The following is a 23352-nucleotide window of genomic DNA, read 5'->3' on the forward strand; positions in this document are numbered from 1 at the left end:
ATGATAAAAATTATCAATAATGATAACGATAGTGAGCGGGAAGAGAATGGGAAATTTAAGAAAATTCTTTCTTCTGAAATAGGGGCGAAAGCGTAGATAGAGGGGCTGCCGAGGTGATTCGAGGCGGCCTCTTGGCATGTGGCATACTTTTTGCTCTTGTTAGGGATACATGGAATACTCGTAGAAGAAAGGAGAAATACATAATGGACTATGGCATTCTATCATTATTTCCTATCGCTCTTACAATCGTTATCGCAATGTGGCTGAAAAACATCTCTATTGCACTCTTCGTAGGAGCCTTTGCCGGCCTGATGGTCATGGCAGGAGGTAACCCCTTTAACGCGATGATGTCCTATGTGGTGGATCATCTGGTTCCCAACATGACGGACTCCTATTGCGCGGAGGTGCTGGTATTATTGATTTTTATCGGCGGCTTCGTAAAGCTGCTGGAGGTTTCGGGAGGCGCCCATGCGTTTGCCTCTTCGGTAACCAAGTTTGTCAACAGCAGAGCAAAGGCGCAGATGGCCGGCTGGGTAGCAGGTATCATGGTGTTCTTCTCTGATATCGGAAGTCCGATCATCGCAGGGCCTATCGTACAGCCTCTGACAGACAAGATGAAGGTTTCCCGCGAGAAGCTTGCCTGGATTCTGGACACCACGGCTTCTCCGTTATCTATCCTGGTTCCGTTCCTGGGCTGGGGCGCTTACATCATGGGTCTCATGGGCACGGAGTTCAAGGCGGCAGGCATCGAGACTGCTGAATGGGACATGCTGCTGAAGGTATGGCCGTTTCAATACTACGCGCTGCTGTCTCTTTTGATGGTGCCGCTGGTAGCTTTTACAAAAAAAGAATTTGGCCCGATGCATAAGGCAGAGATGAGAGCCCTTCGCGGCCAGGTGGAGCCTGACGGTGTTGTGGCAGAGGCAGTCAAAATCGACACTGACGCAAAGCTGGAAAACAGCAGGCCGATGGTCATGATCATTCCGTTGCTGGTGATGATCGGCACCCTCTGCTTCATGCTCTGCCCGCAAGGGTTTCCGTTTAAATCCGTCGATGGCGACCAACTGAGAGGCGCGCTGATCGCAGGATTCGTATTCGGCGCGGCAGCCAACATCATCCTAGTGGTGATTTTCAAGATCAAGTCATTCAAGAAAATCTGCATGGATTACGTGGCAGGCCTGGAGAGTATCGCCAGCGTATTCATCACCCTGCTTCTGGCGTGGGTACTGAGCAGCGTGACCAAAGCCATGGGCGGACCAGAGTTCGTCGTCAACATGCTGCAGGATAACGTGCCAGCCTGGACGCTGCCAGTGATCATCTTTGTGGCAAGCGCCATCATATCCTTCTCCACCGGTTCATCCTGGGGTACCTTCTCCATCATGATGACTATCGCTGTACCGGCGGCTATGGCGCTGAACGCACCGATGCACCTGGCTATCGCAGCGGTATTGTCCGGAGGACTCTTTGGCGACCACTGCTCACCGATTTCCGATACGACCATCCTCTCTGCCAACGGCGCCCGCTGCGACCTGCTCTCGCACGTCAAGACACAGCTGCCGTATGCGCTGATGGTAGGCGTCGTCACCATTATCACCTTCGCAGTTGCCGGTCTGACAAAGGCCAACGTCGCCGTACTGATCGTAGGCATCGTATTACTGGTGGCAACTGTCATGGTGCTCTCCAAGATCTGGGGAAAACAAGTTTCTGAAAAAGAGACTGCAAATATCGCATAGCACGAAGCATAGTGGAGCCTGACTTTCGGCTTCACTATGTTAATGGATAGAAGGAGTGAGAATAAATGGCATTTTTAGAATTGAACAAAGATAAAAACTTACGAAGGGACGAGACGCCTTTTGAGGAACAGATCAGAGATTACTGGGGAGACTGGGGTATCAGTTCCCAGTGTGCGCCGCTGAAAAGCGTCCTGCTCAGAAGGCCGGGCAGTGAAATCAATGAATTCAGCTGGGAAGAAGCCAGATTCAGGGAAGGCATCGACCCCGATAAATTCAGAGAGGCTCATCAACGCCTGGTGGATTTGTATGAGGAAAACGGCGTCAAGGTTTACTTCCTCGACGAACAGAGGGAAGACCGTCCCAACGCCGTTTACTGCCGCGACCTGATGTTCATGACGCCGGAAGGTGCCATCATCGCAAGACCGGCTCTGCCTGTGCGCAGAGGGGAAGAAGTGGCTATGGCAAAGGCTCTGGCGGCTTTGAATATCCCCATCGTCAAGACCATCACTGGCACAGGCACCTTTGAGGGTGCGGACTGTCTGTGGGTTGACAGGAAGACGGCAATTCTGGCCAGAAGCTCCAGAACCAACGAAACCGGTTACAACCAGGTTGCCCAGGTGCTGAGAGAGCAGGGAGTGGAGACGATTCTGACTGTGCCCATCCCTTATACCAATGCCCACCTGGACGGCATCATGAATTTTGTCGATACCGACAAGGCCATCGTCAACACCAGACAGGTGCCGTATGACGTGGTGGAATATCTGATGAACAGGGGCTACAACATCATCGACGCGCCGGATCAGGATGAAGCCAGGTTCTCCCTGGGGCTCAATATCGTGGCGCTGCGTCCGGGCGTGGTCATCCAGGCACAGGGAAATCCGAAGACAAAGGAGGCCCTGGAGAAAAACGGCGTCGAGGTCATCAGCTTGGACTTTGACGAGATTTTGAAGGGCTGGGGCTCTGTACACTGCTGCAGCGCCACTTTGGCGAGAGGATAGGAGGATATGATGGAAAAATTACATACATTCAGAGAAGATTTGGAAAAAGTCTGGGGCGACCAGTGGAGCGTGACCTCAGAAATCGGCAAGCTGCGTTCGGTGCTGATGCATCGGCCGGGAAAGGAAATCGAAGGGATCACCGATCCGTCAAAGATTTATTTCCGTGATTTCATCGACGTGGAGAAAGCCAGATGGGAGCACGACCAGCTGGCACAGGTTTACAGAGATCACGGGATCGAGGTCAACTATGTGGAAGAGATGGATCCGGGCTGTCCCAATGCCATGTACTGTCACGACCTGATTCTGGGCACCCCGGAGGGGGTCATTGTCACCCGGCCGGGCATCGAAATCAGACACAAGGAAGTGAAGTATGCTGCCCAAAAGGCTGCGGAACTGGGCGTGCCTATCGTCAAAACCGTCCACGGCAAGGGTATCTTTGACGGCGCCTGCGCTACCTGGGTTGACAAGGAAACGGTCATCGTCGGCACCGGTTCCCGCTGCAACGCGGAAGGGCTGAAACAGGTAAGCGATACTTTCCGAGACATGGGTGTGAAGAACATTATCACTCTCTCCATCGCCAGAAACCAGAACCACCTGGACGGCTTCCTGTCCATCGTGGACACCCACGTGGCCGTGACCTATCCTTATATCACGCCGGACATCATCTACGAGGAACTGGAGAAGAGGGGCTTTGAATTTGTGGAGATCCCTGCCTTTGATGAGAAGATCAACTTCGCCGCAAACTCCGTAGCTTTGGAGCCGGGCAAGATCGTCATGCCGAAGGGAGCGCCGAGGACTGTGGAATTACTGAACAAAAAAGGCATCGAGGTCATCGAGCTGGATCTTGAGGAAATCAAGAAAGGCGGCGGTTCCGTCCACTGCCTGACGGCTTTCCTGAAGAGAGACGATATCCCTGTCTACGAAGTGAAAGAGGACTAGATATGCTGATCGGCGGATTTTACAGCGTAGACGGCGGCCTGCTGTGCGCAGAGCCGACCGGAGAGGACTTCGATCTGCGCCTTGACTCTGAGGGCGGCTACGACCTGAAAATCTACACCAACAACGGGCGGACGGCATCGGTCTACGCCATGAAGCACTGTGCGGACAGGATGCGGCACAAGAAGGTTTTGCTGCCCGATTACCTCTGTTTGTCGGTGATCAGTGCGGTGGAATGGGCAGGTATCGACTATGATTTCTATCGGGTGCAGGCGGATTTGACCGTGGATCTTGCGGATCTTTCTGCGAAGCTGGCTGATGACGTGGGCATGATCTACCTGATTCACTATTTCTCCGTGCCCCAGCCTTTGGAGGTGGTGCAGGCTGTCAAAGAAATGGCTGCGTCTCGTGATATCCTGATCATGGAGGATATCACCCAGGCGCTGTTTTCTAAGGACAGGGAGCGCATGGGCTTTGGCGACTACATCGTAGCCAGCACCAGGAAGTGGTTTCCGATGACCGACGGCGGCCTGCTTGCCATCAAAGATGGAACCTGCGGAAAGCTGCAGACTTTGGAACCTGCTTATGACGAAAGTGTTTACTGGGAACTGCTGATTTCCGTGGTGCGCATGCAGTATGAGATGAATCCCCAGATGGACAAGGCGCCTTACCTGCGTTTCGAAAAGGCGGCCAATGCCAGCAGGTATCAGGATCTGACGCCCCGCCGCATGACGGCGGCATCGCGGACGATTCTCTTCAACACGGATTTGGACGTTCTGATGAAGAAACGGATAGAGAATTACCGTTATCTCTATGAGCAGCTTACAGGACTTGAGGAAATTGAGATTCTCAGTCGCCCCCTGGATGCTGGCGGTGATTACGTGCCATTTGGGCTGACCTTGCTGGCAGAGGATCGGGACGGGCTTTATCGGCATCTGGTGGAACGGAATGTCATTCCGGAGATTCAGTGGCTCCTGCCGGTGGAATACTATGAGCCGGGGGAGGATGCGGTCTATCTGTCAGCTCACAACCTGATGCTGCAATGTGACCAGCGTTATGACCTCCCGCAGATGAAATACGTTGCAGAGGTGATAAGAGAATATTATGGATGACAGGAAGAAAGGACGAGGCATTATGCCGCGTCCTTTCGATTAGGGCGTATGAAACCGATACGCCTTCATTTTCTATTTTTTGCTTAGTTCTGGCGGATTTTTTGATTATTGTAAACCAATGCGCCTTCATTTGCAAATTCTTGTTCACTGCTTGCGCGTTTCAGTAATTCAGTGCAAGTAAAATTCCTTTATTTTCCATTTTTGAGAGTGTGCAGCTTCTAAAGCGGCCCTAAAGATTGATGAAAAAGACGAATTTGCTTGTTTCTCGCCGTTTTGCAAAGGGAGTAGCGCAAGTAAATTCAAAAACATCAAAAATGAAGGCGCGAAGGCAGGTTCAGACAGCGTTTTGTGCCATTAATCCCAGTTTTTTTGGAAATGAAGGCGCACAAATTGTTTCAGGACTTTGACGTGGCCCCTGCCCAATTATAGATTCTGTTATTTAAATTTCCACCCTCTAGCGTCCAGTTCTTTGAGTGTCTTTACCACGTATTCTACGATGGCGTCGTTCATCATCTTCCCTTTTTCTGCCGTAGCCTTTGTGGCATCGCCGGTCTGTGCTGTATCGGTCAGCTCGGAGAAGTCCCATTTGATGTCCAGATATTCCGGAAGGTCAGGAACGACAGATGTTGCCAGCTCCGGCTCACACCAGTCTCCGAAGAGATGATAAGCGATAGAGGTTTCACCTTCGCCGGCGTGGCCCAGGCCGCCCCAGACCTCAAAGGTGTCTTTTGGCAGCAGGTCTCCTGCGGCTACCCACCACTGTGTCAGGGCTGCAATCTGTGCCTGGGGATATACTTCTTTGATCTTTCTGGAAGCAACTTCGATTGGAGCGATGTTTCCGTCGTGGCCGTTCATCAGGAAGATGTGGTCGATTCCCTGGCGGATACAGGATTCTACGATATCGTAAATCACCTGCGTCGTCGTATCATAGCTCAAAGTCAGTGTGAAAGGAAAGGAATCGTAATGTCCGCTGTAACCTACAGTGATCGGAGGCAGTACCAGCATGCCTTCCACCTGGTCCGCAATCTGCTTGGACAGCTTGTAGGAAACCAAGGTGTCGCAGCCTTCTGCGATGTGCTGGCCGTGGGCTTCACAGGATCCGATTGCCAGAATCGCTTTGTTGAAGTTTCCTTCCTTTACCTGATGTGCCGTCATTTTAAATAATTCGTTCATAGCCATATAATAGTTCCTCCTGCATAAAGATTGATTTCATTTTGATTAAATTATAACTTTAATATGCTTTGATTGCAATAAAGATTGACGGAAAATAGCGGAAACGATATAATCGAAGTAAATTTATCGGTATTATCTAAGGCTTAATTGAAAGGAGCGTAAAATGACAGAAGAGAAGAAAAAAGCTAAAGTGGCAGAAGCTCTGACTACTGACGGCGAATTCATGCTGGAACCGGTTCCTCTGGATGCGAGGCGATCAACCAGGAGTCAGTTCATGGTCTGGATCGGATTCGGATATGCGGTGACAGGATTGATCGTGGGAGGCAACCTGGCCGGTTACGGAGGAACAGGCGGAATGGGTCCGATGATGGCATTCTGGGCCATTGCCCTGGGCATGGGAGCGCTGTATGTGATGACTTCCTTCCTGGGTGTGGCAGCGCAGAAGACAGGATACAATCTGGCCCTGCTGTCCAAGTTTTCTTATGGAAGCAAGGGGGTCGTCATCCCGCTGTTCATCATGTCCCTGCTGACGCTGGGCTGGTTTGCCAGCATTGCCGGCATGGTGGGCGAAGTCTGGGGCAAGTGGATCGGAAATCCTTCCGGTATCACTGTAATCAATCCGGAGAATTTTGGCATGGAGGGCATGAACCCGATCAGCTTAGAGGAATTCCTCGCTTGTGCCATCTTTGGTGCAGTCTTTACATATACTGCCGTACGGGGAATGTCTGCCATCGAAAAGGTTGCTACGGTATTCTCACCGTTGATTCTGATCGTAGCGGTCATCGCAGGTGTGGTCTTCATCTCACAGGCAGGCGGCGTCGGTCCATTCCTGAATGAAGCAGGTAAACTAGGCGGCATGGGCCTGGGCGACGGCATCACCATCGTTGTGGGAAGCTGGATTGCAGGCGCGATCATGGGCGTGGATATGTTCCGCTTTAACAAATCGGTAAAAGCAGTGTGGCTCTGCGCAGCAGCCTGCTTTGTCATGACAAACCCGATTCTGAACTTTGTCGGTTACATCGGCGTCGTAGTCAATGGGGAGTTCAACTACGTGTTCTGGATGCTGGGAGCAGGGATCATTTTGGCGATTCTGGGCGTTGTCGTATGGACGACGGCTCTGTGGACCACGGATAACTCAGAGTTATACTGCAATTCCATGTATACCGGTCCGGCGCTGGATGTCTTTGGCGTCAAAGCGCAGCGCAAGACCATCGTCATCGTCATCGGTGTCTTGGGAACGATTCTGGGCGCGGCAGCCTTCTATCAGCTCTTCTTCGCTGATTTCATCAACGCATTGGGCGCCATTGCGCCGCCTCTTGCAGCGCCGATTCTGGCGGACTTCTTCGTGGTCGGAAAAGAGAAGAAGTACGACCACGAAGCGCTGGAAAAACAGCCGGCTGTACGCTGGGCAGGGGTGATCTCCTTTGCTGTAGGCGCTGTCCTGGGCTTCGTATTCCAGTACGTGACAGCTCTGCCTTACGGACTGCCTTCCGGCTTGTTCGCTTTGCTGGTATCCTTTGTACTGTACATCATCATCTACAAAGTGACACCGGATGCAAAGACGGATGCGAAGGTCGTAGCAGAACTTGGGAAATAAAAACTTCCTAATATGAATAGAAGAACCCTCCGGGCAGTTGATGTATAAAGCTGCTGCGGAGGGTTTTGCTGTGTGTTCACAAATTGCAGACAATATATTATAATGTAACTATAATACAGTTACAGATGAAAGTGAAAAGATGAGTAAAATAGAAAAACTGATAAAAAGAATAGAATCGTTTCCAAAAGATTTTACCTATCAAGAACTAAAAAATATTGAATGATTTCGGGTATCAAGAATTTCATAAAGCAGTGGACGATTATCTTGAGACTTGTGAGAGCCTTGGCCGTAAGCCGGAGAAAGCGTTTAAAGGGCAGTTCAATGTGAGAATTGATCCGGCTCTTCACAAAGAGCTGGCTTATCATGCGGTGCGGGATAACTGCTCGCTGAATCAGTATGTAGAAAACGCCTTGAGGAAGGCTGTGGAGAAGGAAGAAGACAGATAACAGGTCCAGGCGGCGCAAAGTGGGGGTTTTACCCCGAGCAGCGCCGTTTTTTTGGTGCCAGAAGCGGAAACCTAGCCCATCTAAGACGATTTTCTCGGTATAGGGCTCTATTCGCTTCCTGTATATTCTATTTTTTACAGTTTATATCTTGAGGCGGCGCCGATGCATTTCCTAAATACAGCTTTCACATCAAAAATCCGGCGCTAGGCACCTCGAAATAGGGCCTTTGCGCCGGATGGCAGGTTTTGGTCGATCTATATGATATCTGCAATCTCTTCAAATGATTTTTTTCGCAGTGTCGGCAGTTCATAATCAGGATCAGGCTTGCCGACGACCAGGATCATGACCGGTGTTTCTCCCTCCGGGCGTCCCAGCAGGTCTCTGAGAAACGTAGGTGGAGCCGGGGTATAGGTCAGACTTGCCAGGCCCGCGTTGCGGATGGCGTTGATTAGGAAACCGATGGAGATGCCGATGGACTCGTTAACATAGTAATTCTTATCCTTCGTGCCGTCCTCCAGCATGCGGTAATATTCCTTGAAAATGACAATCAAACATGGCGCTTCTGTGAGAAATGGTTTTTCCCAGGTTACTGCAAGTTTGTTTAAATCCGCCTGCCACTCGTCGGTTATTTGTTTTTCGTAAAAGTTCTTTTCTACTTTTTCGGCTTCTTCTCTGATGCGCTGTTTCACGTCAGGATCTGTGACGATGGTAAAATGCCACGGTTGTTTGTCTGCGCCGTTGGGCGCCGTTCCAGCCGTTAAAACACAGTTTTTTATGACGTCCATATCCAAAGAATCAGGTAAAAACTGTCTATATGTACGGCGTTTTCGAGATTCCTCCAACAACTCTTGTGATTTTTTGTTCATATGTGATGTCCTCCTCTTTGGGTTTTGTTTATCAAAGGTTATCACAATCACGCCAATAGTGCAATAATGAAATTATGAATATTAACAAAAAAAATTAATGCTATTTGTTGATTTTGATAAAATGCTGTTTGATATTGTGACATAATAATGTAGAGAAACTTCACCGAAATAACAAAAAAAATTTCTAAAAGGGTGTTGACATTCAGCAGGTTCAGTAGTATCTTATATATAGTGATTAGCACTCAAATTGAGTGAGTGCTAATAAAGGAGAGATGATGTATGGAATTAACAGAAAGAAAATTAAAAATCCTGCAGGCAATCATCAGTGATTACGTCAGATCTGCAGAACCTGTTGGTTCAAGAACTCTTTCCAAGAAGTTTGATCTGGGTATCAGCCCCGCTACGATCAGAAATGAGATGAGCGATTTGGAAGAAATGGGATATTTATCACACCCACACACTTCTGCAGGCAGAGTACCGTCAGATAAAGCTTACAGACTATACGTAAACCATCTGATGGAAAGGCACGAGCTGACTACAGTGGAAAAGAATTTAATTGCTGAGAAGCTGAGAGCAGACGTAAACGAGTTTGACGAAACCATCAAACACGCGGCCAGAATTCTTTCCGAGATTACGAATTTGACTTCTTTTGCTATGTCGCCTACACAGAATGAGGACACATTGCGGTTTGTCAATCTTTTGCCGGTGGATGAGCATACAGTCGTTCTGATGATTGTCTCTGAAAGCGGTAAGGTTTCTAACACAGCCCTCAAGCTTAAGGTGCCGTACACGGAAGAAAGCCTTCAGATCTTAGCAAAGAATATAACATATAATTACAATGGCAAGAAAATTACAGATGTCCTGAAAAGTCGCATTATTTCAAACTTTGAATCTGATATCGAAGCAATGAGCAGACTGGCAGAGAACATCATGCCAAATTTTATGAAGACCCTGGAAGACATGCTCAATGTCAACCTTTATATGGACGGTCTGACAAATATCTTCGATATTCCTGAATATAACGACCTGGAGAAGGCTAAGAGCTTCCTTTCACTGCTAGACAAGAAAGAAGACTTTACAAAGCGATTGATGGAAAGAGAAGATGGCATCATTGTTACCATCGGTGACGAAAACGCTGATGATTTGATGAATGATTGCTCGCTGATTACGGCAACATATCATGTAGATGGCAAGTTAGTTGGAAAGATTGGTGTAATTGGACCGACAAGAATGAGATATGATGAGATTACATCCATCATAGAGTACTTGACAGATAATCTGAACAGTACATTCCAGTTAGAAGGCGGTGAAAAGGAAAATGAATAACGAAGAAAAAAAAGTAAATGAAGAACTTGACGAAGAAGTTAAGAATGAAACTCCCGACACTGAAGAAACTAAAGAAGATGAGGTCAGGGAGGAACAGCCGGAAGATGCGGCAGATGCTGAGGCGAATAGTGAAGAAGACGAGGCGGTTAATACAAAATACTTGAGATTGATGGCTGATTTTCAGAACTTCAAGAGAAGAGTTGAAAAAGAGAAAAGTGACATTTATGCATATGCGAATGAGAAACTCGTATCGCAGCTGCTTGATGTGATAGATAACTTCGAACGGGCGCTGCTCCACGAAGAAGCAGACGACTCTTATGTCGAAGGAATGAAGATGATTTTCAAACAGCTCACTGGGGTGCTGGAAAAGGCAGGGCTGGAAGAAATAAATGCGCTTGGAGAGGATTTTGATCCTAATTTCCACAACGCGGTTATGACGGAGGACAATGACGATTATGACAGCGGCAAAGTCACAGAAGTCATGCAAAAGGGGTATTTACTCAATAAAAAAGTGATCAGACCTTCTATGGTCAAGGTCAACAATTAACCATCTTTTTTCCGCATTACTGCAGTTTGCTGCACCAGATGCCCGGGGTTACGTACTTCGAGTCCGCGCCTTACGCATCAGCTTGCAATCCTGTGTACTGCGAAAAAAATCCAGGTTAATGAAACTGATAGAGTTTCAAGCTTTTGAATTGATCAACCAAAGGTCTACAGAAAAAGAATTTTAGAGAAATTTTAAGGAGGAAAACAAAATGGCTAAAGTAATAGGTATAGATTTAGGAACAACAAACAGCTGCGTATCAGTACTTGAGGGAGGAGACCCGGTCGTAATTGCAAACGCAGAGGGTAACAGAACAACTCCATCCGTGGTAGGATTTGCAAAGAACGGAGAGAGACTGGTTGGAGAAACTGCAAAGAGACAGGCAGTTACTAATCCAGAGAGAACCATCGCATCCATCAAAAGACATATGGGTGAAGACCACACTGTAGAAATCGATGGCAAAAAATATACACCTCAGGATATTTCTGCTATGATTTTGACAAAACTGAAAACTGATGCAGAGGCGTATTTGGGAGAGAAAGTAACAGAAGCGGTTATCACAGTACCGGCTTATTTCTCTGACGCACAGAAGCAGGCAACCAAGGACGCCGGAAAAATCGCTGGACTGGAAGTAAAGAGAATCATCAACGAGCCGACTGCAGCATCCCTGGCTTATGGTCTTGACAAAGAAGAAGGATCTCATAAGATTCTGGTATACGACCTGGGCGGCGGTACTTTCGACGTATCCATCCTGGAACTGGGCGACGGCGTATTTGAAGTATTAGCTACTAACGGTGATACACATCTGGGCGGCGACGACTTCGACAATGCAGTCATGAACTTCCTGGCAGATACCTTCGCAAAAGAAAACGGCGTAGATCTGAGAGCAGACAAGATGGCGCTGCAGAGACTGAAAGAAGCTGCTGAGAAAGCAAAGAAAGAGCTGTCCAGCGCACAGACTACAAACATCAATCTGCCGTTCATCACAGTAACGGCTGATGGTCCGCTTCATCTGAACATGGATCTGACAAGAGCAAAATTCGATCAGCTGACTGCTGACCTGGTAAATAAATCAATCGAACCGATGAAGAAGGCCATGGCTGATGCAGGCGTATCAAATAACGACCTGGCAAAGGTAATCCTGGTCGGTGGTTCCACAAGAATTCCGGCAGTACAGGACGCAGTCAAGAAAGTTACAGGCAAAGAGCCGTTCAAGGGCATCAACCCTGACGAATGCGTGTCCATCGGTGCAGCTATCCAGGCCGGTGTACTGACTGGCGAAGTACACGATGTACTGCTGCTGGACGTTACTCCACTTTCCCTGTCCATCGAGACACTTGGCGGCGTTGCAACAAAGCTGATCGAAAGAAATACGACAATTCCTACAAAGAAGAGCCAGATCTTCTCAACTGCTGCTGACAATCAGACGGCGGTAGACATCCATGTAATGCAGGGTGAAAGAGAAATGGCAGCCGGCAATATCACACTGGGACGTTTCCAGCTGACTGGTATCGCACCTGCTCCTCGTGGAATTCCGCAGATTGAAGTTACTTTCGACATCGACGCAAACGGTATTGTAAACGTAAGCGCAAAAGATATGGGAACTGGTAAGGAACAGAGAATCACAATCACTTCTTCCACAAACCTTTCTGAAGATGAAATCAATCAGAAGGTAAAAGAAGCAGAACAGTTCGCAGAAGAAGACAAGAAGAGAAAAGAAGAAATCGAAGAGAGAAACAAGGCTGAAAATCTGGTCTATGAGACAGAGAAGGCACTGAAAGAATTAGAAGGCAAGATTTCTGACGATGAAAAGAAATCTGTTGAAGATGCGAAAGAAGAGCTGAAGAAGGCTCTGGAAGCAAATAATCCAGAGGACATCAAAGCCAAAACAGAAACTTTGACTGAGAAGTTCCACGCAATTTCCACAAAACTTTACGAGCAGGCACAGGCAGCAGGCGTAGATCCAAGTGCAGCTGGTTTTGACCCGAACATGGGTGCGGCAGGCGCCGGTCCAGATGCAGGCGCTGCTAATAACGGTCCTGCAGGGGATAACGTAGTTGATGCGGATTATGAGGTTGTGGACGACGACAAATAATAAAGCTTGCTAAATTTTCGCATTACTGCAGTTTGCTTTTGCAATTGCTCGATTGCGTACTTCGAGTACGCGCACTCACAATTACTCGGTAAACCTGTGTACTGCAAAAATTTCTCAGCGCTTTATAACGCAGCGACAGCTGTGAATGAGTTTTCGGGCGCACGAAGATTGTTAAATTCGCAATATGATATGTAAATTTGCTCATGGCGGCGAGGCCCGCCAGGAGCAAATTTTACTGCGTTAAGAAGGAAGGTGAAAGTTATGGCAGAAAAAAGAGATTATTATGAAGTCCTTGGCCTGAAAAAGGGTGCAAGCGACGATGAGATAAAGAAAGCCTTCCGAAAGATGGCTATGAAATATCATCCCGATAAAAACCCAGGTGATAAAACTGCAGAAGAGCAGTTTAAAGAAGTCAATGAAGCGTACAGCGTCTTGTCAGATCCTGATAAAAAGAGCAAGTACGACCGATTTGGCCACGCCGGCGTAGATCCAAATGCTGGCTTTGGGGGTGGCGGTTTCGGAGGCTTTGGCGGCGGAAGCGGCGGTTTTGACGATATATTTGATATGTTTGGCAGTATGTTTGGCGGTGGTTTTGGCGGCGGAAGCGCCAGCAGAAAAAATGGCCCTATGAAAGGCAGAGATCTGCAGAAAGCGATTACCATCGACTTTGAAGAGGCCGCTTTCGGAACAAAGAAAGAGATCAGCATTAACAAATACGTACAGTGTCCGAAATGCAAAGGAGAAGGAAACGCCCCCGGCACAGAGAAGAAGACTTGCGGCAATTGCGGCGGAACGGGTCAGGTCCATACAGTGCAGAGAACGCCTTTTGGACAGTTCCAGAGCACGGGACCATGTCCTGACTGTGGAGGGAAAGGTACGATTATTGATACGCCGTGTCCTGACTGCGGAGGCACTGGGAAAATTCGCAAGAATATCAAAATCAACGTGGATATTCCTGCAGGCGTAGATAACGACAGCGTTATTCCTATCAGAGGGCAGGGCGAACCAGGTGAAAACGGCGGTCCTAGCGGCGATCTGTACGTGGTAATTACAGTGAAACCACACAAGATGTTTAAACGCGATCGGGATAACTTATACTTAGATATTCCAATTTCCTTCAATCAGGCGGCACTAGGAGATGAAATTACTGTACCGACTCTCGATGGAAAGGTATCCTATAAAGTTCCGGCAGGAACGCAGCCAGGCACGGTCTTCAGACTGAAAGGCAAAGGAATGAAAAACGTTAGAAACGGGCGTATGGGGGACCTGTATGTAAAGGTCGTGCTGGAAATTCCAACCAAGCTGAATTCTAAACAGAAAAAGGCTGTGGAAGAGATGGGCAAAGCCCTGGATAACAACTGCTATCAGAAAAAGTCCGGTTTTGCGGAAAAAATGAAAGATTTGTTTAAATAGTCCAAATAGAGCTGCCGTGCTTGATAATTTCAAGTGCGTTAGCTCTTTTTTAATCGAAAATGATGCAGGCTCTTGACTATGGGGCGATCATGTGCTTTAAAATATAAGTAGGAATACGGAGGTGGTATCTTGAATTTGAAGTTTCATACAAAATTATCGTATGGCATCGGCGGGCTGGCGGACAACGCCATGTTCACGCTGATTGAGACGTTCCTGCTCTTTTACCTGACGACGGTGGTCGGCATCAAGCCGGCAGCGGCAGGAACCATCCTGGCACTTGGATGCATCTGGGAAGCCTTTTGCGGTCCGATCAGCGGATTTTTGTCAGATAACATTGAAACCAGATTTGGCAAGAGGAAGCCTTTCCTATTGGTGGCGGCGGTACCGGCGGTCATTGTCACCAGTCTGCTCTTTACCTCCATAGACATGAGCTATGGACTCAAAGTCATATATTACGGGTTGATGACGATTCTCTTCTGGTGGTGCTTCGCCATCTTCTTTGTCCCGTATATGACCTGGGGGTCTGAGCTGACAAGCGATTATCACGAGCGGACGGTGCTGCGGTCCTACGTCTATGTGTTCAATCAAATCGGAAAAGGTCTCGGCATGGTGTTGCCGTCGGTACTGGTCGCCTTCCTCATGGGCATTGGCAGGACGCTGGAACAGTCCTGGTCGGCAGTGGGCATGACCGTAGGGATTGCCAGCGGGGCGGCGCTTTTGATCTGCGCACTGACCATCAAAAAGACCGATGTGCCGGGCTTTGTAAAGGATCCCGATAAGGAGAAGATCCTGACTGCAGAGAACATCAAGAATATGTTCAGAGAATATTTTCAGATCCTGAAGCTGAAACCGATCAGGTACATCATCGGCGCCAGCCTGATCTATCTCATTGCCAACACGATCTTCGCTTCGGATCTGGTCTACTACTTTACGTATAACCTGGGGCTGCCTGCGGTGCAGATTTCGGCGATCACACTGCTGATGACCGTGGCGGGCATCGCACTCACTCCTTTTATTGCAGCCTGTGCGGGCAAAACGGACAAAAAGCTCACCTTCATGGCTGGCATGATATTCAGCGGGGTCATCCTCATCGGGGCAAGGTTTGTCGGAGTCAGCTCCTTTGCGGCAAGTTGTCTCATGTGCGGGCTCTTTGCCGTAGGGAACACTTGCTACTGGCAGCTGATGCCGTCGATGATCTATGATGTCTGCGAGGTGGAAGAACTGGCATCCGGCGAAAAGCATTCGGGAGCGGTCATCTCCCTGCAGGCATTGTCGGAGTCGCTGTCTGCGGCGGCAGGCGTACAGATTCTGGGCATTATCCTGCAGCAGGCAGGCTTCAACGAAGCGGCGGCAGTACAGGGCGCGTCTGCCCTCACCTGGGTCAGCAACAGCTTCTCCCTTCTTCCGGGAATCGGCATGCTGATCGTGGCATTTGTCATCAGCCGTTATCCCATCAACAAAAACACCTTCCCGCGGATACTGGAAGGTGTGGAAAGACGCAGGCGGGGCGAAGCCGTGAACCTGGAAGAGTACGGGGACATCTTTTGATCAAAGGACTGCCAGGCGGGTCTGCCGCAGGCGGGATATCGGCTTTCCTTGCGGCGAGCAAAGGTGTATGATAGAATGGAAGTAAGAAATTTCCGAAGGCAATAGTTAATGAGTTGGGATTGAGGGAAGGAGATCAGTTATAATTCGTATCGCTGATGGAGGGATTCAGATTTCACCGATAGTATGTCCGCAAAAAATGTCAAAGCCATTGGCTACAGAAGTCAGTGACGCAAGGCAAAAATATACTACAGGGGAAGAATTGTCACGATTAGAAAGAAGGTGCTCTCATTGGCTCTCATGCCTGAAAGAGCACCGGTCGTAATAGGCAAGGAATTAAATGATTATAAAATTAGATTAGTACTGGTCGGAAATTAGGATATCTTTTATTGCATAGATGAAGAGGATAGAAAAGTAAATATCTTGCGTGTGATGTACGATAGAATGAACTGGAGGGAACATTTTGAAATATATAGAAATCAACATCGAAACAGAAAGCCAGGGCATCGAGGCTGTGATCAGCGAACTGATGAATCTGGGTATTACGAATACTGTAGTGGAAGATCCCAGGGATATCGAAGATCTGATGGACAAGAAGCAGACTTACGACTGGGACTATCTGGATGATGAGATCATCGAAAAGATGAAGGACAAGCCCAAGGTGACGGTATACTTTGAAGATACGGAAGAGAATCGGACGCATATTCGCGAAATTGAACTTGCTATGTCAGAGCTGAAGGCGAAGGCTGCGGCAGGAGAGTTTGGTCAGAACATGGATTTTGGCACTTTGCAGGTTACCAATAAGCTGGATGACGACGCAGAATGGAAAGACAAGTGGAAAGAGTATTTCAAGCCGTCAAAGATTTCTCAGCGTTTGGTGGTTAAACCGACCTGGGAGCCTTACGAAAACAAAGAGAATCACCTGGTCATCGAGATCGACCCGGGCATGGCTTTTGGAACGGGAACCCATGAGACGACGTCTCTTTGCGTGAAGATGCTGGAATCCTATCAAAAAGAGAATGACAAGGTACTGGACGTAGGCTGCGGAAGCGGCATTTTGTCCATCGCATCGGCTCTTTTGGGAGCGAAGGAGGTATTGGGCATCGATATTGATCCGGTGGCGGTGGAAGTCGCAGAGGAAAATATCGTTTTGAACAAGGTGGATACTGTGGCCAAGGCGCAATATGGAGATCTGACCAAAGGCGTCGACTATCAGGCAGACGTCATCGTAGCCAATTTGATGGCCGATTTGGTCATGATGCTGGCAGAAGACGCGGCAAAGCACCTGGTCAAGGGCGGTTACTTTATCTCTTCCGGAATTTTAGTAGAAAAAGAACTGCAAGTAGTAGAGCATCTGAGAAAGAAGGGCTTTGCCATCATGGAAGTCAGAGAAGACGGCGGCTGGTGCTGCATTGTGGCAAAGGCATAGCTTTAGAAATAGATGAAGGGAGCTTTGAAAAATCAAGGCTTCTTTTTTTGCCATTGACAACCGCACTACTTTGTATTACAATGTAGTTGTATCTTGCAATACAAGGTAGTCTGTTTTGTTCAAAAGGAGAGAAAAATGATTCCATCACAGATGTTAAAAGGCGTTTTGGAAGGCTGCATATTGGCTGTCATTGAAGAGGACGAAACCTATGGTTATGAAATTACAACCAGGCTGGCAGGCTATGGTTTTGGGGCGGTGGCAGAGGGAACCATCTATCCGATTTTGCTGCGGCTGGAGAAGAGCGGCAGCATTGCCGCCGAATTGAAACCATCCCCGGCAGGTCCAAAGCGGAAGTACTATCATTTGACAGCGGCTGGAACAATGAGTCTGATAGAATTTCAGAAGAACTGGCGCTCAATCAGTGAGGCGGTGGATTCAGTATTAGAGGGAGGTAAAAGGAATGGATAAGAGAACACGGGCATTAGCGGCTGAAAATGAAATAGAAGAAAAGAAAATTTGGGATGCCAGCGAGGAAATCTATACCGATATCGTCGTCTATCTGCGAGTTTCACGTCTGCCTGCATATAGTCAGGAACTGGTGCGCAGAGACGTTATCCATATGATTTTAGACGGTCAGGAGCGAGGCCAGGGAATCGGGCAGGTCATCGGTGAGGATTATAAGGGATTCTGCGATGAAATTATCGACACCTTTCCGCCGAAAGGACAAAAAGAAAAAGTCCTGGAGGTGTTCGATATGATCTGCATGTGTCTGTATATTTTAGGCACAATCAGCGTGATATTCAATCTCATCGACAACCTTCGACAGAAGAATCATCTTTTAACCTATTCCCTATCGGCAGCAGATGTGTTAAACTTTACTATGATTGTAATCATTGCCAATCTGGTCGTCTATGTGATATGCAAAGGTGCCTTTCAGGAGCCAAAGAAAGAGAGCAAGATGAAGCTTTTTATAGAAGGATTTTGCCTTTTCTTCTTAATCGCGGGATTCTTTGTAGGTGCAAATCTCTTATTGAGCCATTATGCAGTGCAGTTCAACATGGTTATAGCAGTTGCAGGCATTGCTTTGGCATTTGTCGTTCATAGAGTCGTAGAGACCAGAATTCCGGCTTAAGACTATTGCGAGGAGGTTGCCTGATTGAAGAGAAGCAACTCGAAGAAAAAAGATAATATTATATTCATGCTGTTCTGCCTGGTTCTAGGCATGCTTATGGGCTGGCTGGCCAAGGACCTGGCAGGGAACGGCGTCATTGGCGCTATCATATCCAATATCGGCATCTGGGTGTTCGTTTCCGCCCTGATTGCTGTCTATTCGCCAGAAGCAGTCCGGGCTGCAGTCCATGTGTTCCTGTATTTCATTGGGGTCATTGCCGCTTACTATACCCATCTGTTTGCCTTGGGAGGACGCGTCGACATGGGACAAGTCGTCTACTGGATCATCTTTGCTGCGATCGGCGCTTTGATTGGATTTATTGACTGGCATGCAGGTGATAAAGAGTGGCTGGGGGCTGGCTGTGCCGCCTTGCCGATTTCCCTCTTGATCGCAGAAGGTTATCCGATTTATCACAGCATGTCGGTTTCACTGGGTTTTGATATCGTCTGTGCCATCATACTTTACATACTTTTGGCTCCGGGAAAAAATCAAAAACTAATGGCGCTGCCTTTTATCATGGCATTTACTTTTGCATTGGTATATTTTGACGTTTTTTCAAAGATCTTTGGAGGGTGGATATGAGACTTTTTGCAGATGCAGGATGCATCGGGGACAAATATATCAAAATTACGGATCAGGGTGATATCAGGCATCTGTCAAAGGTGCTCAGATTGAGAGAAGGCGACGAAATCGACGTATCCGATTCTATGGAATGGGAGTATCGAGCGGAGATTGTCCGCATAGAAGAAGAGGAAGTGCTTCTGGTTATCCTCGATAAACAGAAGTTCGCCAGGGAGCCGAACCTTGAGGTGACTCTTTTTCAGGGCATTCCCAAGGCGGGAAAGATGGAGAGTATTATCCAGAAGTGCGTAGAACTAGGCGTTCACGCCATCATTCCTGTGTTTATGGAGCGCACCGTGGTGGTGGATAAGGGTAATTTCAGCAAAAAGCTGGACCGGTGGCAGAAAATCAGCGATGAGGCGGTCAAACAATGCAAGCGGGGAATGGTTCCACAGGTTGGCAGACAGCGACCCTTCTCCGAAATGCTTGACAAGCTGCGGAACTATGATTTAATCCTCTTTCCTTATGAAAACGAGGGCGATTATTCCATCAAAGATTGCCTGCGCGGCCTTGCAGAAAAGCCCCGGTCAGTAGCTATTGTCATCGGGCCGGAAGGGGGATTTTCGGACAAGGAGGCAGCAGCGCTGGATGAAGCTGGTGCTGCCCGCGTAACCCTGGGCAAGACCATTCTCAGGACAGAAACAGCCGGCATGGCTGCTCTGGCCATGACCATGTATGAACTGGAACTGTAGAGATTGCCCTGCATCAACATCACTGCAGCAGTTCTGCTATGGATGCTTTAGGGGTCCGAAGTTTTCTTTTTAACAGATAGAGTCCCTCTGTGTCGCCTTTTTCTATCGTATTAATGCCGCCGTTGCAGCTGAGAGTCGCCTTGAATCCCATGGACTTGAGCAGATCACGGGAATCTTCTGTGTAGGCGCCAAAAGGCCAGGTGAAGGTGTTAGGATAGACGCCTGTGGTTTCTTTCAACTTCTTTTGCAGTATTGACAAATCCTCTTTCAGGATTTTCTCATAAACATCTTCAGATTCCCATTCTTTCTTGCTGGCGCCTTTGCGTCCGCCCTTTGCTTCGTGCGAATCCCAGGTGTGATTCTGAATTTCCCAAAGACCGGAATCTGACATCTCTTTTATCTGATCCCAGGTCACATTGCAGTAATCTTCCGCACGGTGATCTGCCACGCTGGCCTCTTCGCAGGCGTGACCGATGACGGAGAGGACGGCTTTCATGCCGTATTTCTCAAGGGCTGGGGTAGCGTAGTTATAATTGTTGCAGTAGCCGTCGTCAAAGGTGATGACGACCGGCTTTTCTGGCAGCGCTATCTTTCCCGTCTTGTCGTAGACGTAGTCGATGAGTTCTGTCATGGTGATGGCTGTATATCCGTTTTCTTTCAGATATTTCATATCGCTTTCAAAGGTGGTTGCAGGTATAAAGTAGTCGTTGACCTGTGACTGCTTTTTCGTCAATCCGTGATACATCAGAATCGGGACCTGCGCTGTAGCGGCAGCAGTCTTCGCTGTTTCTTTGATTTCTGGCGATGCCCGATGCTTTGACAGAAGACGGATCAAGGCATAGGTGTCGATCCATATTTCTGAGTTGCATTCTTTTTGTGATTCGTCGAAGACCAGTTGCATACCGAAATGCAGGTGAGGGACATTGATATTGTTGACGTTTTCTTTGACGCTGTATCCGCTCTGGCCGGAATAGCCGATAATCTGACCGGCTTTGACGGTGTCTCCTTCTTTGAGATCTTTTATGTATGGAGAATCTTTGCGAAGGTGGGCATAGTAGTAATAACGAAAACCGTCGTTGCTTCTGATGCCGATCCGCCAGCCGCCGTACTGATTCCAGCCGAGAGCTTCAACTTTGCCGCCTTCAACTGCTGCAACAGGGGTTCCAACACTGCAGAACATGTCATGCCCAAGATGTTTGCGGGCAAAACCGTAGCTGCGGCCATTTCCAAAGTCATCGCTGTCAGTGTACCAATAGCCTTCAGCTACAGGGGAGTAAGCGGTAAGACCATAGTTGCCGTCTTTATCCAAACCGAGGAAATTGCCGATTACGGCGCAGTAGGCTTTATAGTAATAAGGGTAGGATTTCATATTAGATGTGATATCTTCTACCGAGCTGCCTTCGTTGAGCGTTTCCACAAACCAATCGATGTCTTTGTGAGAATACATGGAAAAATCGCCGCCATATTTGCAGGCGAGGAAAGCCAGGATGTCTACCCAGCTGACGTGAAGGTCTTGCTCGTAAGTTTCTATATCTACATTCATGGCGTCTTCCAAAGCTTCGTAGGTGATATCAAAATCAACCCATTTGATGTAATCTTTGTTCGCTTTATCGGAGGTGACCATCAAACCCTGGACGCTGTGCTCACTGACCATGACGCAGACTAACAGACATATTAAAAAAACAGAGAAAAATTTCTTTGCCATAAAATAATCCTTTCATAACAATATAATGCGCCCATAGCGAAGATTATTCTTGAAGTTACGAGAAAAAGGTTGTACTATTTAAGTAACTAGTTAGATTTACACAATAGAAAGAGGATGTTTATGAAAATCGCATTTCACACATTAGGCTGCAAGGTCAACCAATACGAGAGCGAGGCCATGAAGGAGCAGTTCGCTGCAGCGGGCCACGAAATCGTAGGGGAAGAGGATTTTGCAGACGCTTATGTGATCAATACATGTACCGTGACAAATCTGGCGGATCGCAAGTCACGGCAATATATTCGCAAGATGAAAAAGGTCAACCCAGGCGCTGTGGTGGCTGTGACAGGCTGTTATGCCCAGGTCAGTCCTGATGAGGTCAGCCAAATTGAAGGCGTCAACATCGTCGCCGGCACCAATGAAAAGCAAAATTTGCTCGGTTACATCGAGGAATATATGGCTGCGGGCGAGACCCAGTGTCACGTCAAAGCCTACGAAGAGCTTGACAAATACCAATCGTCAGGTCTGATCACTTCCATGGAATCCAGAACCCGCGCCTACATCAAAATCCAGGAGGGATGCAATCGATTTTGTTCCTATTGTATCATTCCTTATGCCAGAGGCAAGGTCAGAAGCCGGGCCTTGGCGGAAATCGTAGAGGAAGCCGGCGGGCTGATCGCCAAAGGCTTCAAGGAACTGATTCTGACTGGAATCAATACGGCTCTCTATGGGGAGGATCTGGGTCATGGAGGCATCGAACCGCTGATCGCGGAACTCGATGCCTTGCCAGGGGACTTTCGGATTCGTCTCAGTTCTCTGGAGCCGACTGTCATCAACGCCTCCTATGTTCAGCGTCTTCTGAAGTATGAGAAACTCTGTCCTCACCTGCACCTGTCTATCCAGAGCGGATCGGATCACGTCTTACAGCTGATGAACCGCCGCTACAATCGGACGGCATACCTGGATATCGTCAAAGTGCTTAAGGAATTTGATCCTCTGTACGGCATTACGACAGACATCATCGTGGGTTTTCCGGGGGAGACAGAAGAAGATTTTGCTGACAGCCTCAGAATCATCGACGAGGTTGGATTCTGCAAAGTACACGCTTTCAAGTATTCACCGAGAAAGGGGACAAAAGCCGCGGAGCTCGGGGGGCAAATATCCGGTGAGGTGAAAAATAGCCGCAGCCGGATTTTGATTGAGAAAGCAGAGGCGGATGCCGGACGGTTTTTTACCCTGTGCAGAGGCGCTAAGCGGCAGGTTTTGTTTGAGGAAATCAGCGAAGACGGCTTGCTGACCGGTTACACGGACAACTATATCAAAGTTTATGCAATCGGTGAGAATGCGATGTTAAATCAGTTTTACAATGTAAAACTTTTAAATGAATATAAAGATGGCATGAAAGGAGAGATTGTTAATGACTGATTGTATATTTTGCAGGATCGGAAGTCACGATATCCCGTCGACTGTCGCTTACGAAGACGACAAGATCATCGCATTTCACGATTTGGAGCCCCAGGCTCCCGTTCACGTTCTCGTGATTCCCAAAAAACACATCGAGTCACTGGACGACGTGACAGAGGAGGACCAAGAACTTTTGGGTCACATCATGTTTAAGATTCACGAGATCGCTGCTGATCTGGGCCTTGCAAACGGCTACAGAGTTGTCAGCAACAATGGAGAAGACGCGTTCCAAACGGTTAAGCATCTTCACTTCCATATTCTCGGCAAGAGAAAAATGACCTGGCCTCCAGGCTGATATATGGTGGTACAGCAAAAACAAACTAGTCCGAATTCGGACTAGTTTGTTTTTGCTTGGACAACGATACCTTTACCTTTACAACGATGTTAAGACTAAAATAAAAAATGAAAAATTCTGAAAAAGGTATTGCTTTTTGGATGAAATGTGCTATACTTTAGTTACAAAAAGCGATGAAGTACTATTCAAAAGCT

22 protein-coding genes are annotated in these 23352 nt (G+C 48.0%); 19 read left to right on the forward strand and 3 right to left on the reverse strand.

The genetic code is table 11. The features are described 5' to 3' along the window. Window positions 1-203 precede the first annotated feature (203 nt). From BN6539_RS13895 to BN6539_RS22775, 5 genes are all read left to right on the forward strand, one after another. On the forward strand, window positions 204-1733 hold the full coding sequence (locus tag BN6539_RS13895; protein WP_067539729.1) for a Na+/H+ antiporter NhaC family protein: 1530 nt from the start codon (window positions 204-206) through the stop codon (window positions 1731-1733). Window positions 1734-1798: 65 nt separating this feature from the next. After that, complete coding sequence (locus BN6539_RS13900) at window positions 1799-2731, forward strand: dimethylarginine dimethylaminohydrolase family protein (RefSeq protein WP_067539731.1); 933 nt, start codon at window positions 1799-1801, stop codon at window positions 2729-2731. A 6-nt stretch (window positions 2732-2737) separates the two neighbouring features. After that, complete coding sequence (locus BN6539_RS13905) at window positions 2738-3670, forward strand: dimethylarginine dimethylaminohydrolase family protein (protein ID WP_067539732.1); 933 nt, start codon at window positions 2738-2740, stop codon at window positions 3668-3670. Window positions 3671-3672: 2 nt separating this feature from the next. Continuing rightward, complete coding sequence (locus BN6539_RS13910; RefSeq protein WP_067539734.1) at window positions 3673-4779, forward strand: DegT/DnrJ/EryC1/StrS family aminotransferase; 1107 nt, start codon at window positions 3673-3675, stop codon at window positions 4777-4779. Window positions 4780-5018: 239 nt separating this feature from the next. Next, window positions 5019-5186, forward strand: coding sequence for a hypothetical protein (locus BN6539_RS22775; protein WP_207645100.1), 168 nt, complete (start codon window positions 5019-5021; stop codon window positions 5184-5186). A 28-nt stretch (window positions 5187-5214) separates the two neighbouring features. Here BN6539_RS22775 and BN6539_RS13915 read toward each other — a convergent pair whose 3' ends face one another. Beyond that, the gene (locus tag BN6539_RS13915; protein ID WP_197492890.1) at window positions 5215-5958 is read right to left on the reverse strand and encodes a creatininase family protein; all 744 of its coding nucleotides are present in this window, start codon (window positions 5956-5958) and stop codon (window positions 5215-5217) included. A 157-nt stretch (window positions 5959-6115) separates the two neighbouring features. Between BN6539_RS13915 and BN6539_RS13920 the strand changes: the two genes are divergently transcribed. Together BN6539_RS13920 and BN6539_RS13925 are read left to right on the forward strand one after the other, a co-directional pair. Beyond that, a complete protein-coding gene (locus tag BN6539_RS13920) occupies window positions 6116-7549 on the forward strand; it encodes a purine-cytosine permease family protein (RefSeq protein WP_067539736.1) in 1434 nt (477 codons plus the stop codon). 215 nt (window positions 7550-7764) lie between these two features. Continuing rightward, on the forward strand, window positions 7765-7995 hold the full coding sequence (locus BN6539_RS13925; RefSeq protein WP_067539738.1) for a type II toxin-antitoxin system HicB family antitoxin: 231 nt from the start codon (window positions 7765-7767) through the stop codon (window positions 7993-7995). A gap of 254 nt (window positions 7996-8249) precedes the next feature. Here the strand turns inward: BN6539_RS13925 and BN6539_RS13930 are convergent, their stop codons facing one another. Next, complete coding sequence (locus BN6539_RS13930) at window positions 8250-8861, reverse strand: nitroreductase family protein (protein ID WP_067539741.1); 612 nt, start codon at window positions 8859-8861, stop codon at window positions 8250-8252. Between the two features lie 279 nt (window positions 8862-9140). On the opposite strand from BN6539_RS13930, the gene hrcA reads away from it, so the two are divergent. The 10 genes from hrcA (at window position 9141) to BN6539_RS13980 (ending at window position 19697) form a co-directional block, all read left to right on the forward strand. Continuing rightward, complete coding sequence (hrcA, locus tag BN6539_RS13935) at window positions 9141-10187, forward strand: heat-inducible transcriptional repressor HrcA (RefSeq protein WP_067539744.1); 1047 nt, start codon at window positions 9141-9143, stop codon at window positions 10185-10187. Next, window positions 10180-10734 carry a nucleotide exchange factor GrpE gene (grpE, locus tag BN6539_RS13940; RefSeq protein WP_067539749.1) on the forward strand — a complete coding sequence of 185 codons (555 nt, stop codon included), beginning with the start codon at window positions 10180-10182 and terminating at the stop codon, window positions 10732-10734. Before hrcA ends, grpE begins: the two co-directional genes overlap by 8 nt. A 208-nt stretch (window positions 10735-10942) precedes the next feature. Then, a complete protein-coding gene (gene dnaK / locus BN6539_RS13945; protein WP_067539755.1) occupies window positions 10943-12826 on the forward strand; it encodes a molecular chaperone DnaK in 1884 nt (627 codons plus the stop codon). A 261-nt stretch (window positions 12827-13087) separates the two neighbouring features. Continuing rightward, window positions 13088-14239, forward strand: coding sequence for a molecular chaperone DnaJ (gene dnaJ, locus BN6539_RS13950; RefSeq protein ID WP_067539757.1), 1152 nt, complete (start codon window positions 13088-13090; stop codon window positions 14237-14239). 129 nt (window positions 14240-14368) lie between these two features. Continuing rightward, complete coding sequence (locus BN6539_RS13955) at window positions 14369-15787, forward strand: MFS transporter (RefSeq protein ID WP_067539759.1); 1419 nt, start codon at window positions 14369-14371, stop codon at window positions 15785-15787. Window positions 15788-16247: 460 nt separating this feature from the next. Further along, the gene (gene prmA / locus BN6539_RS13960; protein WP_067539762.1) at window positions 16248-17213 is read left to right on the forward strand and encodes a 50S ribosomal protein L11 methyltransferase; all 966 of its coding nucleotides are present in this window, start codon (window positions 16248-16250) and stop codon (window positions 17211-17213) included. Between the two features lie 135 nt (window positions 17214-17348). Then, entirely contained in the window at window positions 17349-17681 is a 333-nt protein-coding gene (locus BN6539_RS13965) for a PadR family transcriptional regulator (RefSeq protein ID WP_067539765.1), read from the forward strand. Then, a complete protein-coding gene (locus tag BN6539_RS13970) occupies window positions 17674-18345 on the forward strand; it encodes a hypothetical protein (protein WP_067539767.1) in 672 nt (223 codons plus the stop codon). The genes BN6539_RS13965 and BN6539_RS13970 overlap by 8 nt, the downstream gene beginning before the upstream one ends. A 24-nt stretch (window positions 18346-18369) precedes the next feature. Next, complete coding sequence (locus BN6539_RS13975) at window positions 18370-18966, forward strand: hypothetical protein (protein ID WP_067539770.1); 597 nt, start codon at window positions 18370-18372, stop codon at window positions 18964-18966. Continuing rightward, window positions 18963-19697, forward strand: a complete 735-nt coding sequence (locus BN6539_RS13980) for an RsmE family RNA methyltransferase (RefSeq protein ID WP_067539772.1) — start codon at window positions 18963-18965, stop codon at window positions 19695-19697. The genes BN6539_RS13975 and BN6539_RS13980 overlap by 4 nt, the downstream gene beginning before the upstream one ends. Before the next feature lie 19 nt (window positions 19698-19716). On the opposite strand, the gene BN6539_RS13985 is transcribed toward BN6539_RS13980, so the two are convergent. Then, complete coding sequence (locus BN6539_RS13985; protein WP_067539775.1) at window positions 19717-21402, reverse strand: polysaccharide deacetylase family protein; 1686 nt, start codon at window positions 21400-21402, stop codon at window positions 19717-19719. A 120-nt stretch (window positions 21403-21522) separates the two neighbouring features. Between BN6539_RS13985 and mtaB the strand changes: the two genes are divergently transcribed. Together mtaB and BN6539_RS13995 are read left to right on the forward strand one after the other, a co-directional pair. Then, window positions 21523-22824, forward strand: a complete 1302-nt coding sequence (mtaB, locus tag BN6539_RS13990; protein ID WP_067539778.1) for a tRNA (N(6)-L-threonylcarbamoyladenosine(37)-C(2))-methylthiotransferase MtaB — start codon at window positions 21523-21525, stop codon at window positions 22822-22824. Beyond that, the gene (locus BN6539_RS13995; RefSeq protein ID WP_067539780.1) at window positions 22817-23158 is read left to right on the forward strand and encodes a histidine triad nucleotide-binding protein; all 342 of its coding nucleotides are present in this window, start codon (window positions 22817-22819) and stop codon (window positions 23156-23158) included. The genes mtaB and BN6539_RS13995 overlap by 8 nt, the downstream gene beginning before the upstream one ends. Window positions 23159-23352: the final 194 nt, after the last annotated feature.

It is taken from the genome of Emergencia timonensis, assembly GCF_900086585.1.
In the GTDB taxonomy this organism is placed as follows: Bacteria; Bacillota; Clostridia; order Peptostreptococcales; family Anaerovoracaceae; genus Senimuribacter; species Senimuribacter timonensis.